Origin of the sequence: Nonomuraea sp. B12E4 (assembly GCF_039871825.1) — a bacterium.
Taxonomy (GTDB): domain Bacteria; phylum Actinomycetota; class Actinomycetes; order Streptosporangiales; family Streptosporangiaceae; genus Nonomuraea.
In genome coordinates this window covers 40,337-55,673 of record NZ_JBDPME010000024.1, presented here as the reverse complement: position 1 = coordinate 55,673, position 15,337 = coordinate 40,337, and the positions used below count along the sequence as shown (strand labels likewise).

The 15,337-nt window shown below is 70.1% G+C and carries 15 protein-coding genes and 1 pseudogene; 7 read left to right on the top strand and 9 right to left on the bottom strand.

Going from position 1 to position 15,337, the window contains the following annotated elements; all coding sequences use genetic code 11:
- Positions 1 to 224: 224 nt before the first annotated feature.
- Both ABGB18_RS37385 and ABGB18_RS37380 read left to right on the top strand, forming a co-directional pair.
- A complete protein-coding gene (locus ABGB18_RS37385) occupies positions 225 to 1,394 on the top strand; it encodes a Gfo/Idh/MocA family oxidoreductase (protein ID WP_347700395.1) in 1,170 nt (389 codons plus the stop codon).
- Positions 1,395 to 2,037: 643 nt separating this feature from the next.
- Entirely contained in the window at positions 2,038 to 2,562 is a 525-nt protein-coding gene (locus ABGB18_RS37380; protein ID WP_347700394.1) for a hypothetical protein, read from the top strand.
- Positions 2,563 to 2,568: 6 nt separating this feature from the next.
- On the opposite strand, the gene ABGB18_RS37375 is transcribed toward ABGB18_RS37380, so the two are convergent.
- From ABGB18_RS37375 to ABGB18_RS37345, 7 genes are all read right to left on the bottom strand, one after another.
- Positions 2,569 to 3,648, bottom strand: a complete 1,080-nt coding sequence (locus tag ABGB18_RS37375) for an SPFH domain-containing protein (RefSeq protein WP_347700393.1) — start codon at positions 3,646 to 3,648, stop codon at positions 2,569 to 2,571.
- Positions 3,649 to 3,651: 3 nt separating this feature from the next.
- The gene (locus tag ABGB18_RS37370) at positions 3,652 to 4,083 is read right to left on the bottom strand and encodes an NfeD family protein (protein WP_347700392.1); all 432 of its coding nucleotides are present in this window, start codon (positions 4,081 to 4,083) and stop codon (positions 3,652 to 3,654) included.
- Positions 4,084 to 4,161: 78 nt separating this feature from the next.
- On the bottom strand, positions 4,162 to 5,328 hold the full coding sequence (locus tag ABGB18_RS37365; RefSeq protein WP_347700391.1) for an Ig-like domain-containing protein: 1,167 nt from the start codon (positions 5,326 to 5,328) through the stop codon (positions 4,162 to 4,164).
- Positions 5,329 to 5,400: 72 nt separating this feature from the next.
- Positions 5,401 to 6,504 (bottom strand): fumarylacetoacetase, encoded by a 1,104-nt coding sequence (gene fahA / locus ABGB18_RS37360; RefSeq protein ID WP_347700390.1) that lies wholly within the window; start codon positions 6,502 to 6,504, stop codon positions 5,401 to 5,403.
- Between the two features lie 13 nt (positions 6,505 to 6,517).
- Entirely contained in the window at positions 6,518 to 7,285 is a 768-nt protein-coding gene (locus tag ABGB18_RS37355) for a hypothetical protein (RefSeq protein WP_347700389.1), read from the bottom strand.
- Positions 7,282 to 8,451, bottom strand: a complete 1,170-nt coding sequence (locus tag ABGB18_RS37350) for a homogentisate 1,2-dioxygenase domain-containing protein (protein ID WP_347700388.1) — start codon at positions 8,449 to 8,451, stop codon at positions 7,282 to 7,284. The genes ABGB18_RS37355 and ABGB18_RS37350 overlap by 4 nt, the downstream gene beginning before the upstream one ends.
- Positions 8,452 to 8,528: 77 nt before the next feature.
- On the bottom strand, positions 8,529 to 9,158 hold the full coding sequence (locus ABGB18_RS37345) for a helix-turn-helix domain-containing protein (protein WP_347700387.1): 630 nt from the start codon (positions 9,156 to 9,158) through the stop codon (positions 8,529 to 8,531).
- 69 nt (positions 9,159 to 9,227) lie between these two features.
- Between ABGB18_RS37345 and ABGB18_RS37340 the strand changes: the two genes are divergently transcribed.
- From ABGB18_RS37340 to ABGB18_RS37330, 3 genes are read left to right on the top strand one after another with little or no spacing between them, the layout of a single operon-like run.
- The gene (locus ABGB18_RS37340; RefSeq protein ID WP_347700386.1) at positions 9,228 to 9,848 is read left to right on the top strand and encodes a hypothetical protein; all 621 of its coding nucleotides are present in this window, start codon (positions 9,228 to 9,230) and stop codon (positions 9,846 to 9,848) included.
- Between the two features lie 38 nt (positions 9,849 to 9,886).
- Entirely contained in the window at positions 9,887 to 11,017 is a 1,131-nt protein-coding gene (locus ABGB18_RS37335; RefSeq protein ID WP_347700385.1) for an FAD-dependent oxidoreductase, read from the top strand.
- A gap of 34 nt (positions 11,018 to 11,051) precedes the next feature.
- Positions 11,052 to 11,300 carry a hypothetical protein gene (locus ABGB18_RS37330; RefSeq protein ID WP_347700384.1) on the top strand — a complete coding sequence of 83 codons (249 nt, stop codon included), beginning with the start codon at positions 11,052 to 11,054 and terminating at the stop codon, positions 11,298 to 11,300.
- Positions 11,301 to 11,401: 101 nt separating this feature from the next.
- Here the strand turns inward: ABGB18_RS37330 and ABGB18_RS37325 are convergent.
- Positions 11,402 to 11,509, bottom strand: a pseudogene (locus ABGB18_RS37325) (transposase); the annotation flags it as partial.
- A 119-nt stretch (positions 11,510 to 11,628) separates the two neighbouring features.
- Here ABGB18_RS37325 and ABGB18_RS37320 point away from each other — a divergent pair.
- Complete coding sequence (locus tag ABGB18_RS37320) at positions 11,629 to 11,826, top strand: zinc ribbon domain-containing protein (RefSeq protein WP_347700383.1); 198 nt, start codon at positions 11,629 to 11,631, stop codon at positions 11,824 to 11,826.
- A gap of 73 nt (positions 11,827 to 11,899) precedes the next feature.
- Here the strand turns inward: ABGB18_RS37320 and ABGB18_RS37315 are convergent, their stop codons facing one another.
- Positions 11,900 to 13,144, bottom strand: a complete 1,245-nt coding sequence (locus ABGB18_RS37315) for an MFS transporter (protein WP_347700382.1) — start codon at positions 13,142 to 13,144, stop codon at positions 11,900 to 11,902.
- A gap of 196 nt (positions 13,145 to 13,340) precedes the next feature.
- Here ABGB18_RS37315 and ABGB18_RS37310 point away from each other — a divergent pair, with 196 nt between their 5' ends.
- Entirely contained in the window at positions 13,341 to 15,128 is a 1,788-nt protein-coding gene (locus ABGB18_RS37310) for an MMPL family transporter (protein WP_347700381.1), read from the top strand.
- Positions 15,129 to 15,337: the final 209 nt, after the last annotated feature.

Genomic DNA, 15,337 nt, shown 5'->3' with positions numbered 1-15,337 from the left:
AGCAACCACCGGCCTCAGCCGGTGGTGGTTGATGCCGCATTTCCCCCTGCGAGGACCCCGACATGAAACCTGCCCCTCAACCTGCCACCTAATATCACGCCTGGTGACGGCCTTGGCGGCAGCCCGTTGCGCGGGTTTCCTCATTGGGAACGTACTGTGCCCGCTCGCCTCGGCCCGTGTCCATCGAGGACTTCTTAAGTGCCCGCACAGCTATGCTTCACGCCGTGGAAGACCTGCGCATCGGAGTCATCGGCCTCGGCCTGCGGACGAGCATCGCGCTGGCCGGGCACCGCCCCGGCAAGGGCGCGGTCGTGGCCGCGCTGTGCGACTCCGACCCGGCGGTGCTCAAGCGGCAGGCCGAACGGTTCGAGGCGGAGTTCCTGACCGACGACCACCGCGAGCTGCTCGGCAGGCGCGACCTCGACGCGATCATCGTCAACACGCCCGACGACACGCACGAGCGCCTGGCCATCGACTGCCTCCAGGCCGGCAAGGCCGTCTACCTGGAGAAGCCGATGGCGATCACGGTGGAGGGCTGCGACCGCATCCTGCGCACCGCCCGCGAGACCGGCACCCGTCTCTACGTCGGGCACAACATGCGCCACATGGGCGTCGTACGCCTGATGCGCGACATCATCCGCAAGGGTGTCATCGGCGAGCCGAAGACCGTCTGGGTGCGCCACTTCGTCTCCTACGGCGGCGACTACTACTTCAAGGACTGGCACGCCGACCGCACCCGCACCACGGGCCTGCTGCTGCAGAAGGCGGCCCACGACCTGGACGTGATCCACTGGCTCGCCGGCGGCTACACCACCAGGGTCAACGCGTTCGGCGACCTCCTGCTCCACGGTGACCTGCCGCGCCGCGCCCCTGGCACGCCGCGTCCGGACAACTGGCTGGAGGAGTACGAGTGGCCGCCGACCGAGCGCAAGGACCTGCACCACGTGGTGGACGTGGAGGACGTGTCGGTCATGAACATGCGCCTGGACAACGGGGTCATCGCCGCCTACCAGCAGTGCCACTTCAGCCCCGACTACGTGCGCAACTACACGGTCATCGGTACGGAGGGGCGCCTGGAGAACTTCGGGGACGGCCCGGGGGACACGGTCAAGGTCTGGAACACCGGGCCCGCGGGGTACCGGGACGACTGCGACATCGCGTACAAGGTGCCGGCGGCGCAGGGCACGCACGGGGGCGCGGACCCGGAGATCATGACCGAGTTCCTGCGCTTCGCCCGGGACGGCGGGACCACGGACACCTCACCGGTGGCGGCCCGGATGAGCGTGGCGGCCGGCTACATGGCCACCATGTCGCTGCGAAACGCCGGGATGCCGTACGACGTGCCCGCCCTGGACCCGGAACTGGCCGCGTACTTCGACGCCGGCCAGGAGTGAGACTCTGAGAGGAGACGTCTCGGGAAGGGGCCGGGCGATGACGTGGTGCCCTTTCTCAACCCCCACGGCCTCCTTCTGATCGGCGGCTTTGGGCGTGGCACGGCTCAAAGGCCGTGACATGGCGGAGCTGCTGGATCTTCTCGCCTCGATCAGGCTGCCACGTGCCGCGCGATTCTCCACGGCAGATCTCGAACCGTAAGGTATCGGCGAAGCCGAGGCCGCGGAGCTCCGAGCCTGGATTGCCGCCTGGGGGGACGACCTCGGGCGCCGCCTGGGACCACCGGAGTAGGGTTCGAACGGAACCTGGCGGGCTGGGCGGACAGTAAAGATATGTGGAAATCTCCAGGGGTGGAAATGCCGTTCCAACCATGCAACACTGTTGCAGGGTTGCTACATGGTCAGTCGAGGAAGACATCAGCACAACGAGATCAATGCGGAGCTCAAAGCGATCCGCAAGGAGGGCAGCGCATTCTCCGTTGTCGCTGATCACAACGGGCACCGCTGGGGGTGGATCATCTGCGTATGCGGTGACAGGCCGTTTTCGGTAAATTGCACCCCCCCGAAACCCCGGCACGCATGCGAAGCAGATGCGCCAATGGGCCGCCACGCACCTTGAGTGCGCCAACGACAAAGAGGAGACCTCATGACTGAGTGGGACTTCCGGGTCATGCTCAACCGTGAGCCTGACGCGGACGAGTCCAACCGGCTCTTCGAGGCGGGCATGGACGACTGTTCGCTGGTGGGGGGCACTCGGCCGTACTTCATGTGCGACCGTGAGGCGGCGACCCTGCTGGACGCCGTCGCGTCCGTCGTCAAGCAGATTCGGACGATCGACGGGCTCTGGGCGGTCGGTGTCGGGCACGACGACGGGGTGACGCTGGGGGACGCGGCGCGGCGGCACGGTGGGCGGACGCAGGCCAGCCTGCGGCAGCTCGCCATGGGGCAGCGCGGTCCCGGCGGGTTCCCCGCCCCGCTCATCGAGGCCGACAACATCAGCATCTACTCGTGGGCTGAGATCTCCGAGTGGTTGCGTACGCGGATGGGGGATGACATCCCGGCGGAGAATCCCGACGTCTCCTTGGCGGACGCACTCGTCAAGATCAACTGCCGGGCCCGGGCGGCGCATCGCGAGGAAGGACTGCGCCACCTGTTCGACTCCGTAGCCTGACCCGGGTTAGTGTTCGGCTTTCTTGGGGTTGTGGTCCAGGTCGGGGAATGGGGAGGGCTCCTGGGTGGCCTGGGTGAGCTGGCGGGGGCCGCTGGGGCCCTCGGCCTCCTGGGCGTCCGCGACCGCCTCGGCGGCCGCCTCCGAGGCCTTGGCGACCTCCTCGTCCATCTCCGACACCGACTCGGGAATCTCGTCCCTGGTGGCCGCCGACCTGGGCAGGGCCTCCGTGAACGCCTTGGAGACGCCCTGCAGCGCCGACGTCACCTCGCTGGGGATCACCCAGAAGGTGTTGCCGTCGCCCTGCGCGAGCTGCGGCAGGACCTGCAGATACTGGTACGCCAGCAGCTTGGGGTCCGGGTCGTTGCGGTGCACCGCCTGGAAGACCTGGTCGATGGCCCGCGACTGCCCTTCGGCCTCCAGGATGGCCGCCGTCCGCTGGCCCTCGGCCCGCAGGATGCGGCTCTGCTTGTCACCCTCCGCCGTGAGGATCTGCGACTGCCGCTGGCCTTCGGCGTTGAGGATCGCGGCCCGCTTGTCACGCTCGGCCCGCATCTGCTTCTCCATCGCGTCCTTGATGGTCTTGGGCGGGTCGATGGCCTTGATCTCGACGCGGTTGACCCGCAGCCCCCACTTGCCGGTGGCCTCGTCGAGCACGCCGCGCAACTGGCTGTTGATGGTGTCGCGGGAGGTCAGGGTCTTTTCCAGATCCATGGAGCCGACGACGTTACGCAGCGTCGTGACGGTGAGCTGCTCGACACCGTGGATGTAGTTGGCGATCTCGTACGCCGCCGCCCGCGGGTCGGTGACCTGGAAGTAGAGCACCGTGTCGATCTCCACGACCAGGTTGTCCTCGGTGATGACGGGCTGCGGGCGGAAGCTGACCACCTGCTCGCGCAGGTCGATCACGGAGTAGACGCGGTCGATGTACGGGATGACGAAGTTGAGACCCGGTTTGAGCGTGCGGTGGTAGCGACCGAGCCGCTCCACGTTGCGCGCCCGCGCCTGCGGGACGATGCGGACGGCTTTGAGGACCGTGAACACCGCGAAAAGTATGATGAAAAGTCCGACCAGCAACAGCGGATCCATTGGTCACTCCCGGGGATATACGAGGGCGGTAGCCCCTTCGATCTCGATGATGTCGACGGTCGCCCCTGTGGGGATCACCAGAGTCTCGTCGTATGCGCGCGCCGACCACTCCTCGCCCCCGATGCGCACGCGCCCGTCGCGGCCGGTGACTTCCGCGACCACGTAGGCGGGCTTGCCGACGAGTGCCTCGATGCCGAAGCGCTGCGGCGGCGGCTGCCTGATATGGCGCATCGCGATCGGCCTGATCACCAGCAGACCGGCCGCCGATGAGACGGCGAAGAAGAGCAACTGCAGGGGGACGGGCAATCCGATGGCAGCCGTCGCCGCGGTCAGCAGGGCGGCCACGCCCAGCAGCCCGAGTGAGGCGGTGAGCGTGAAGATTTCGGCCACGCCGAGGACGACTGCGAGGATTACCCAGACGATCCATTCATCCATGTCCGGCCCTCCTGGTTGGACAACGGGCCTGTCTTCGCTTCTAGTTCCCCCCTTACTACGTTAATCCTGGAACTATCCTCATGGGACCCGTCCCCTCGCGACATCCGCGCCGGACAGGGCGCTTCCCGCCTGCCACCTGCGCCACGAGAGCTGCCAGAAGCTCCAGCCGTTGTCCCATTCGAGCGTGCGACTGGTGCCCGTGATGGTCACCGGGTCGCCGCGCAGGGAAGTGTCGAAGAACCAGGCCGCCTGGTCAGGGCGGGAATTGATGCAACCGTGGCTCACGTTTGCCCGGCCCTGTGCCCACACATTGTTCTTGGCGTGTACGTATTCGCCGCTGTCGGAGATGCGTACGGCGTGCTTGATCATCACGTCGTAGAAACCGGGGTCGCCCTTCTCGCGGCCTGGCGAGACCATGCGGACCGGGCTGGCCTTGTCCATCGTCAGGTGGATGCCGCTGGTCGTGGTGTATTCGGGGGTGGTGGCCATGCCCGCGCTGATGGCCATCCGCTGCACCACCTCGCCGTCGCGGCGGACCTCCATCCGGTGCGTCCTGGTGTCGATCGAGCTGGTCTGCCCGCGGCCGACGGTGAAGGCGAAGGTGGAGTCGGCGCCGCCGTAGACGCCGTCGGCCACCCGGACGCCGGCCAGGTGGGCGGTGACCGTGATCTGCTGCCGGGGAGCCCAGAACCGCCGGGTGCGGTAGACCACCCGTGTGTCGCCGATCCACCGCCACGCCCCCTCGACCGGGGCCTGCGACCTGACCTCCAGCGCCCGCTCGACGGCCGCCTTGTCCGTCACCGGGCCGTCGAAGTCGACGATGACCGGCATCCCGGTGCCGACCGTCTCGCCGGGCAGCGGCGCGGTCGCGGCCACCCGCACCGTGCGCGGCACCGCCCGGGTGCGGAACCGGCTCCTCGCGACCGTGGCGGGACCCCGTGGGGCCGCGGCCCTGGCGGTCACCGTGTATTCGGCGGCGGGTTTCAGCGTCCAGTCGGAGCGCCAGACGGTGCGCGAGCGGTCGAGCCGGCCGGGCACCTGCTGCCCGGCTTCGGAGACCTGGACGGCGTAGAGTGTGCCGCCGCGCGCCCTGACCACCACACCACGGTCGGGACGGGCGCGCTTGCTGTCGGGGGCCGGCCAGATCCGCACGACCGGAGGCGGGGTCGGGGGCTGGGCCGGGGCGGCGCCGCAGCCGCAGCAGATCAGGAGGAGGGCAACACAGATCAGCACGGCACGCCGCATGTGACTCCTGCTTTCCGAGGGAGGGGCGATCCCAGGGTAGCGATGAGTCAGCGATCAAGCACGTTGAGTTACCTATTCGACAGTTCCGGAAACTTCGCCCAATGTCAGGTCGCCTGCGGTGGCCCGGATGGTGACGGTGTCTCCGTCTTCCAGGAATGTGCGCGTCTCACCGCCCGCCAGCTTGATCGGATCGGTCCCGTTCCAGGTCAGCTCGATGAGCGAGCCCCGCTGTCCGCGTTCGGGCCCGGAGATTGTGCCGCTGGCGAACAGGTCGCCGGTGCGCAGCGAGGCCCCGTTCACCGTCAGGTGCGCCAGCATCTGGTCGGGTGTCCAGTACATCCCCGAGTACGGCGGCCGCGCCACGACCTCCCCGTTGAGCAGCACCTCCAGGGAGATGTCCAGCCCCCAGTCACCCCGCCGGCGCAGGTAAGCCACCGGCTCGGGGTCCTGCGGCCGCCCGGGAACCCGCGGCAACGCCTCCAGCGGCGTGATCCACGGCGACACCGATGTGGCGAACGACTTGGCCAGGAACGGCCCCAGCGGCACGTACTCCCACGCCTGGATGTCGCGCGCGCTCCAGTCGTTGACCAGGGTCACCCCGAACACGTGCTCCTCCAGCGGCCCGGCCGGAACACCGGGCGCGGTCGGCACCCCGACCACGAACCCCAGCTCCGCCTCGATGTCGAGCTTCGCGCACGGCCCGAACACCCCCGCCCCGAGCTGCCCGCTGGGCCGCCTGACGGGAGTGCCGGACACGACGACCGTGCCCGCCCTGCCGTGGTAGCCGACCGGCAGGTGCCGCCAGTTGGGTTTCAGCGGCTCCGAGCCGGGACGAAAGATCTTACCCACGTTGCTCGCGTGCTCGATCGAGCAGTAGAAGTCGACGTAGTCGGCCACCTCGAACGGCAGGTGCAGCCGCACCTGCTCCAGGGGGATCAGGTGCGGCTCGACGACGGCGAGGTCGTCGGTGAGCTTGTTGCGGATCAGGGTCCTGGTGTCGTGCCAGGCCGCGCGGCCACGGGCCATGAACGGGTTGAGCGTGGGCGCGGCGAACACCTCGTCGTGCAGCGCGGGCGCCAGGTCGAGGATCCGGTCGCCGAAGCGCACCCCCACCCTGGGCCGCTCGCCGGGAGCCGAGAACACCCCGTAGGGCAGATTGTCCACTCCCCAGCTCACAGCAGTGCTCCGTTCACGGGGTCTCCTTGATCAGTCCGAGGGTGTGCAGGTCTTCGAGGGGCGTGCTGGTGCTGCACGAGCCGTAGCTCACCAGCAGCCGCCGGGCCCGCTTCGCGGTGTCCGCCGCCACGGCCTGCGCGAGACGTACGAGATGGCCCACGTCGGTGCTGCGCAGCACGGGCACCGGGTCGCGCCCGTCCACGGCCTCGCAGACCGCCAGCACCAGGTTCAGGAAGCCGTGCCGGTCGACGCCGAGCGAGGGGTCGAAGTGACGGACGGCATGATGCAGCCCGGCGGTGGCCTTGAACGGGATGTCGTGCTCGACGCAGTGCCTGATGAAGCCCGCCAGATGCTCCACCGCCGGGAACGCCTCGGCGTTCGACCCGCCGCAGCGCACCTTGAGCCCCACGCCCACGGGTACGGTGATGCCCAGTTTCCGCGGCTCCACCTCGACGAAGAGCCGCACGTTCGCGGGCAGATCGAACGTTCCCGCGAGTCCCTCGACCGACGAGTCGGGCGGCAGCCGGGCCTCGACGAAGTCCACGGGCAGGTCGTCGAAGGACGGCAGCCGCGTCGTGTCCGCGATCAGGCCGATCCGCCGCGGCCGGAAGCTCATGCCGCGCAACCGGTCGAGCCGGCTGGCCGGGCACAGGAAGCGGTGGGTGAGCACCGGGCTGCCCCGCTCCAGGTCGCGCCGGTTGCGATCGAGCGCCTCGTCCATGTGCAGCGAGGTCGGCGGGAACAGCCCGGCGTCGTCGATCAGCGCGGTGTAGATGTTCATCGGGCCCAGGTCCAGGCGTAGCCGGGGTCCTCGCACGCCAGCGCGCCCTGACCGAGGTCGAGCGGGCGGAACGTGTCGACCATGACGGCCATCTCGCTGGTCGTCGTGACGCCGCGGGCGACCGCCTCGACCACCGCCTCGACCGCTCCGGGCTGCGGGCCGTGCGTGAACCCGGCCGGGTGCAGCGAGATCGACCCGATGTCGATGCCCGAGCCCTTACGCGCCGAGTAGTCGCCGCCCACGTAGAACATGAACTCGTCGGAGTCCACATTGTGGTGGTTGTATGGAATCGGTACGGCCTCGGGATGATAGTCCAGCGGCCGCGGGCAGAACGAGCACACCACGAACCCCGGCCCCTCGAACGTCTGGTGCACCGGCGGCGGCGCGTGCGTCCGCTTCACGATCGGCTCGAAGTCGTTGATGTTGAACGCGAACGGATACAGGCAGCCGTCCCAGCCGACCACGTCGAACGGGTGGTCACGGAAGATCATCCTGGTCAGCCCGCCCCGGGTGCGCACCATCACCGGCACCTCCTCGCCCTCGACGATGAGCGGCTCGGCCGGGGCGCGCAGGTCGCGCTCGCAGTAGGGCGCGTGCTCCAGGAACTGCCCGTGCTGCGACAGGTAGCGCTTGGGCGGCCTGATGTGCCCGGACGCCTCGATGGCCAGCACGCTGACCTGGCCGTCAGGCACCCAGCGGTGGATCGTCCCGGTCGGGATGACGACGTAGTCGCCCTCACCGGCCTCGATCACGCCGTACGTGGACTCGAAGCGTACGGTGCCGCGCTGTACGTAGACGCACTCGTCGCCGGTGGAGTTGCGGTAGAGCTCGCTCGGCCGGTCGCTGGTCGCGTACGACAATCGGACGTCGTTGTTGCCCGCCAGCGGCATGCGCCCCATGACGAGGTCGCCCGCGCTCCGCAGTTCCCGCGTGCGGAAGTGGCGTGGCGAGAGCGGCAGGTTGGGCTCCAGACGGGTCTCCTTCGCCGGCGGGACCGCTTCGACCTTGACGATCGCCGTCGGCAGGTGGCGGTGGTAGAGCAGCGAGGAATCGGACGAGAACCCTTCCTCGCCCATCAGCTCCTCCGCGTAGAGACCGCCGTCCGGGCGCCTGAACTGCACGTGTCGCTTACGCGGGACCTCCCCAACGACACGGTAGTAGGGCATTTCTCCTCCATTGTGTCCGTAAATCGGACGTATGTGTCCTCTATCCGTGACCAACGTCCGCCATCGGTATGGAGATGTCAACCCAGCGTGGCCGCGAGCTCGGCGGCTGCGGCCATCACCCGCGGCCCCGTGGACTCCCTGAGCGGTCCGAACGTCACCACGCCCACCGACGCCTCCAACCACGGCAGCCCGGTCACCGGCGCGGCGACCCCTCTCGCTCCCTCCTGCAACTGCCCTTCCGACACGAAGTAGTCGTCCAGACCTTCGCGCAACGCCAGGATCGCCCGCCCCGCCGCGCCTTTGACCAGCGGATGGCGCGAGCCCTCGCGGTAGGCCACGTGCATGTCGGTCCACGACGGCTCCACCACCGCCACGGCCAGCCCGTCGCCGCCCTCGGCCACCGTCAGGTGCGCGGTCGCGCCCACCTCCTCGGCCAGCCGCCGCAGCGTCGGCATCGCCGCCGCCCGCAAGAGCGGCTGTACGGCCTGTGCCAGCGCCAGCAGCCCGAACCCGAGATGCACCCGCCCCTCGGCGTCCCGGCGCACGAACCCCTCGTTCATCAGCGTCGTCAGCAGCCGGTAGACCACGGGCCGGCTCAGCGACAGCTCGGCGCTCAGCTCGGTCGGGGTGCGCCCGGACTTGCCGTCGGCGAGCAGTCTCAGCAGGCGGAGCCCGCGTTCCAGAGTCTGAGCGGATTCAGCGGCCATGCGACCGATTATCTAGTGACGCTGCGCGGTGAAGAGGGTACATAACGGTGAGTTGAGCCAGGGGGATTGATGATGCGGCAGAAGTGGGTGCTCCTGCTTGCCGGGGCAGCCGTGTGCGCACTATCTCTCACCGTGCCCTCCCTCACCATGACCCAGATGTCCGAGGAGGCCCCGCTCGACCCCCGGCGGGCCCTGGTGGAGGACACCTTCTACGTCACCGAGGGCATCGAGGTGGACCAGCGGCTGCTGCCCACCGCGAATGGCGTCGTGTTCCGTGCCGCCTACCTCGCCGTCGGCGTCAAGGTCGATCCCGCCGGCAGGCTCTACGGCACGCCGTATCGCGCCGGCACCTACGTCACCCCGGTCCAGATCTGCGCGGGCCGGTCGTGCCACGTGCAACGGGTCACCCTCGTGGTGCTGCCCAACGTGCCCTGGGAGCCGCGCGAGCTGACCTTCCCCGGCCGGGCGGGCGCCGCGCTGAACGGCGAGATCGGCGTGGACGGCGGCCCCGACGGCGTGCTGCCCACCTTCACCGTGACCGACCACGCCAAGCTGCCCCGGCAGGTCACCATCGGCCCCGACGGTCACGTGGGCGGCGTTCCCCAGGCGCCCGGCGTGTCCGAGGTGCCGGTGCGGATCTGCGTGGCGGGAAACTGCGCGGGCGTTGTCGTCCGGCTCATCATCGTCTGAGCCTTGCCGTCACCGTCCATTCCGGTCACCGTGGTCTTATGAAATCGGTCATTGTGGTCGGAGCGGGTATTTGGGGGTCGTCACTGGCATTGCGGCTAGCCGAAACGGGCTGGCAGGTGACGCTCGTCGAACAACACAAACCGGGACACGTACGGCAGGCTAGCGCGGGCGAGACCCGGCTGATGCGCTGCGCGCACGGCGCCGACGACTGGTACGCCCGGTTCGCCTGGAAGGCCAGGGACGAGTGGCGGCGGCTGGGCGAGCGGGTGGGGGAGGAGCTCTACCTGGAGGCGGGCATGGTGTGGTTCGCCGGCACGCCGGACGGGTGGGAGCACTCCAGCGCCCAGGTCCTGAAAAATCTGGATATTCCGTGTGAGGTGCTGGACCCCCGCGACGGCGGCAGGTTCTTCCCCGACTACCGCGGCGACGACCTGAGCTTCCTGCTCTGGGAGCCGCACGCGGGCGTCATCAGGGCCAGGCGGGCCACCCAGGTGACCGCGGGCCTGGCGGTGGCGGCCGGGGTCCAGCTGGTCAGGGGCCGGGCGACGCCCGTACCGGGGAAGGAATCGCCCTATCTGAGCGCGGTCGAGGTCGGCGGCGAGGTTCGGCACGCCGACCGGGTGGTGTGGGCGTGCGGGGCGTGGCTGCCCGCGCTGTTCGAGGTCGGGCAGCTTACCGTGACCAAGCAGGACACGCTGCACTTCGCGGTGCCCCCCGCGTGGTCGTTGCCCGAGACGCCGGCCTGGCTGGAGTACGGGGCCTCCATCTACGGGCACGGCGACGTGGACGGGACGGGGATGAAGGCCACCTCCGACGCGGAGGGGCCACCGTACGAGCCGGAGCACGGCAGCCGGGTCGTGGACGCGCACAGCGAGGAGCCGGCCAGGGCCTACCTGCGGCGCAGGTTCCCGTCGCTGGCGGGGGCGCCGGTGCTGTTCAGCCAGGTGTGCCAGTACACGCTCACGCCCGACGCCGAGTGGCTCGTCGCCGAGGTGTCCCCGGGGGTGTGGCTGCTGGGCGGGGATTCTGGACACGGGTTCAAACACGCTCCCGCGCTCGCCGCGTACATGGCGGACGTGGTCGACGGGACCCGGCGGCCCGAACCCCGCTTCGGGCCGCACGACCGAGCCCCCAGCCGGGGGCTGAGGACAAGCGGACAGGTCTGGTAGGGCGCTCCCGACCTGGACTGGGGGGATGGCGGGGATGATCCGGAGGGCCCGCGCGGCGGACACTTCCAGTGACGATCCCCTGACACCGGAGGCCCACCATGAGCACCACGACCATCCCCGGCAACAGCACCGTCCACGACCCGACCCCGGTCCCGCCCGTCGTGTGGCCGGGGCGGACGCGATGGGGCTGGCCTTCGCGGCCAGCCGGACCCTGCACGTGCTGGCGGTGCTGGGGGCTGTGGCGCTGATGTTCCAGCCCAGGGCCAACGCCTTCTTCAGCTGAATCTGGCGTGGAACCCCGGGCGTTTACGCCCGGGAGGAAACGACAGCGCGGGAGGGCCTCCAGGCCCGAGCGGTGCCCTGGCGGCCGGTCATGTGGGCGGATCAGTCCGGCCGTTTCTGGTCTTCGATGTACTCCTTGATGATCGACAGTGGGGCGCCGCCGCAGGAGGCGGCGAAGTAGGACGGGGACCAGAACTGTCCGCCCCACAGATATTGGCGCACATGCGGGCCGAACTCTTTGCGCCGAAGCCACGCCGATCGCCTTCCGCGCCGACGCCGCCCAGCCGTTCGACGACCGCTGCCCGTCCTGGCAGATCGACGCGCGGACGGTGTCGATCTGGTCGGTTGCCGGCAGGCTGAAGAACCTGAGGTTCACCGCGTCCGCCGAACAGCTCAAGACCCTGTCGGCACACCGCGCCTCTTTCTCGTGTACGTCATGCGGCTTCGCTGAGCACGCAGACGTCAACGCAGCCCGCAACATCGCCGCTCGCGGTGAGGCGGGCTGGGCAGTGAGTCACGCTGCCTGACGCGGACCGGACCGTCGAAGCCATCGACGGCGAGGAGCTGCAAGCTCGGTCGTTTACGGCCGGGAAGCTGACGTCAGCTTGAGGCGGGTTCGAGCCGGGGCGCGCGCAGGTCGCGCACCCCCGGCGACAGCAGCGCGGCGAGCGTGGGCAGCATGACGAGGACCGCGCATCCGAGCAGCGCCTCCCGGGTGCCGAACACGCTCGCCGCCGGCCCCGCCAGCAGCAGCCCGATCGGCCCGAACATCATCGACCCGAGCACGTCGTACGAGCTGACCCGCGACAGGGACTCGGCCGGAACCTCGCGCTGCATCGCCGTCTGCCACAGCACCCCGAACACGTCGTAGCACACGCCCGCCACGAAGGCCCCGGCGACGATCCCCCAGAGCGGCGCGCTCACCCCGAGCAGCACGTACGGCAGCGCCGCCGGCAGGCACACCAGCACCGCCACCAGGATCGGCCGGCTCGGCCGCAGCCGCATGGAGACCAGCACCCCGGCGATCGTCCCGGCGGCCTCGCCCGCCAGGAACGCCGACCAGGCCGCCGGGCCGCCCAGCGACTCCTTGGCCAGCAGCGGCCCGAGCACGCCGTGCCCGGCCTGGACGGCCATGACCAGCAGCGAGAACTGCGCCACCACCACCCAGATCCACTGCCGCGACCGGAACTCCCGCCACCCCTCGCGCAGGTCGGCCAGGACAGAGCGCCGCCCGGCCGCGCTCCGATCGCCCGGCGGCATCCGCAACATCGCGATCAGCACGCCCGCCACCGCGAACATCGCGGCGCTCACCGCCAGCGCCCAGCCCCCGCCGAACAGCACCACCGTGGCCCCGCCGAGCACGGCGCCGGCCACGCGGGAGGCGTTCGCGCCCAGGCCGAGCAGCGCGTTCCCGGTCTGTAGCCGGTCGGTGGGCACGACCTCGGGGATGATCCCGGTCAGCGCGGGGAACGTGACCGCCGTGGCCACCCCGCTCAGCGCCGCCGCGGCGGCCAGCGCCGGAAGCGGGGTCCAGCCGACGAGCAGCATGATCGCCAGCGCGAGGAACCCCGCCGTCATCAGGAACTCGCCCACCATCATCACCCGCTGCCGCGGCAGCCGGTCCGCGAGCACGCCGCCGGCCAGCATGAACACGATCATGGGCACCGACTCGGCGGTGAGCACGATGGACAACGTGGAGGCGGTCGCCCCGGGCAGGTTGAGGATGCCGAAGGCCAGCGCGACAGGCGCGAACGCGCTGCCCAGGACGGAGATCGTCCGCGCTGTCAGCAGGAGCGCGAAGCGGCGGTCCCGGAGCAGTCGCAGGTCGCCCAGGAAGCTGTGCACGGTCGCGGCCCCTTAATAAGCAGTCAAACCCCGTTATTCTGCCGTTCCCGCTCGCTCATTGTCGCCTATATTCCGCCCGCTGTTGTCACTGAGCTGATAAGACTGAACGCGGAATGTGAGGATGTTTGGCAAGAATCGCCCGGCTGTCTCCCGTAATTTGCTAGTTCCCTGCTGTCGGCGAGGGGACCGCGAGCCCTTGTTCGAGTTCGTTGGGCGCCTGGTCCATCGCGGTCGGTGGACGCTGTCGGCGCTGACCCTGGCGGCCGCCGTGCTCGCCGCGCCGCTGGTCGCGGGGCCGCCCGGGCAGGGTGCGGGCGGTGGTCCCGAGGACCCGCGCACCGACTCCGCGACCGCCGCGCGCTGGTCCGAGACCTGGTACGGCGGCGCCGCGGACGTGGTCGTCCTCTACCGGCATCCGACCGTCAGGGTCCGGGACCCGCGGTACAGGCGGGCGGTGCACGACTCGTTGCGGCGGTTACCGGGGTCGTATGTGCGGGAGGTGGTGACGTACTGGACCGGCGGGGCCAAGGAGATGGTGTCGCGGGACGGGCGTTCCACGTACGCGCTGGTCACGCTGCGCGGCGGGCCCCAGGCCAAGCGGGAGGGCTACGCGGCGATCGAGGCCCGGCTCAGGGACGTCGAGAACCTGCGGGTCGCGGTCGGCGGGCCGGTGCCGTTGGCGGCGGAGCTCGACGACCGGACCGCCGCCGACCTGGCCCGGGTCGCGGCGGTCGCGGCGCCGGTGTTGCTGGTGCTGCTCGTGCTGGTGTCCGGGAGCTTGGTGGCGGCCGTTCTGCCGCTGGTCGTCGGGGCGGTGGCCGTGCTCGGTGCGCTGGCGTGGCTCCGGCCGACCACTGACCTCTCCTGGTATGTGGTCGTGCTGCTCGGGTTCGGGCTGGCCGTCGACTATTCGCTCTTCATGCTCAGGGCGTTCCGGGCGGAACTCCGGGGCGGGGCCGGCGGCGAGCAGGCCGTGGTGCGGACGATGGCGACGGCCGGACGTACCGCCGGGGGCGGGCACGCTGTCGCCTCCAGCGTGCCCCGGCGGCCGCTGCCGTATGCGGTCGTGGTGGTCGTGGTCCTGCTGGTGCTGGCGTTCCCCCTGACCCGGGTCACCTTCGGGAGCTCCGGCCACCGGGCGCTTCCCGCCGCCGCGGAGAGCCGCCAGGTGGCGGAGACCGTGGAGCGTGACTTCACCCCGGGCGTCATGGCCCCGATCGACGTACACGTCCTGGTCGAACGGTCCTTCACCACCCGCCCCGCCACCCCCGGCCCGCTCGGGCAGGGATACACGCCGATCAGCGCCGTCACCCGCGTCACCGCGGCCGACGTCCGGCCCTTGGTGGCGCGGCTGGAGAGGCTGCCCCAAGTGACGGGTGTGCGGGTGACCGGGCTCTCGCAGGCCAACGGCGCGGTGCGGCTGGCGGTCCGGCACGAATCCACCACGGAGGCCGCCCCGGCCCTGGTGAGGTTGATCCGGTCCATGCCACCGGAGCCGAACGTGCGCCGGGTGGTGGTCGGCGGACCCGCCGCCACCCAGGTCGACACCCGTGAGAGCCTGCTCGCCGGCCTGCCGTGGCCGGCCCTGATGCTGTCCCTGGCCATGGTGGCGATGCTGCTCGCCGCCGCCGCTTTCCAGGGCGCGTCGGCGACGGATGCCGGCGGTGGCGCTTTTCCGGGTGCCGGCTCGGTGGGTGGGGACGTCGGTGGGGGGCGGCGCCGTCTTGCGGCGAGTGCGGGGTGGGTGGTGGGTGGCGATGGGTGGCCGGTTGTTTTCGGCGTGGACACCGATCCCGTGCCGATGGCCGCCAGGTACGAGCGGGCCGAGTCGGTCGAGCCCGTCGAGGCGACCGGGCCCCTCGACGCCGGGGAGGTTGGCGAGGGTGAGCGGATGGGGTGGGTGAAGGTGGCTGAAGGGCGGGCCAGGGCTGTGCGGCCGGGGCCTGGTGGCAGCGGGTGGGTGTGGGTCGAGGTGGACGATTGAAGGTTCCGCTTTTCGAAAGGTATGCGTTGAATTCTGGGGTTCTGGAGGAGGGAGGCTTTACGGGTGGGCGTTCGGTGTAACGGCCGGGTGGCCGGCGTTCGACGGGTTTGGAAACGTTGTGCGACAGGCGGGGCGACTGGTTGTTGAGGACGGCGTGAACAAGTCACGGATCGCATTGAACGTTCTTGATCGTCCGGATATTGTGCGGT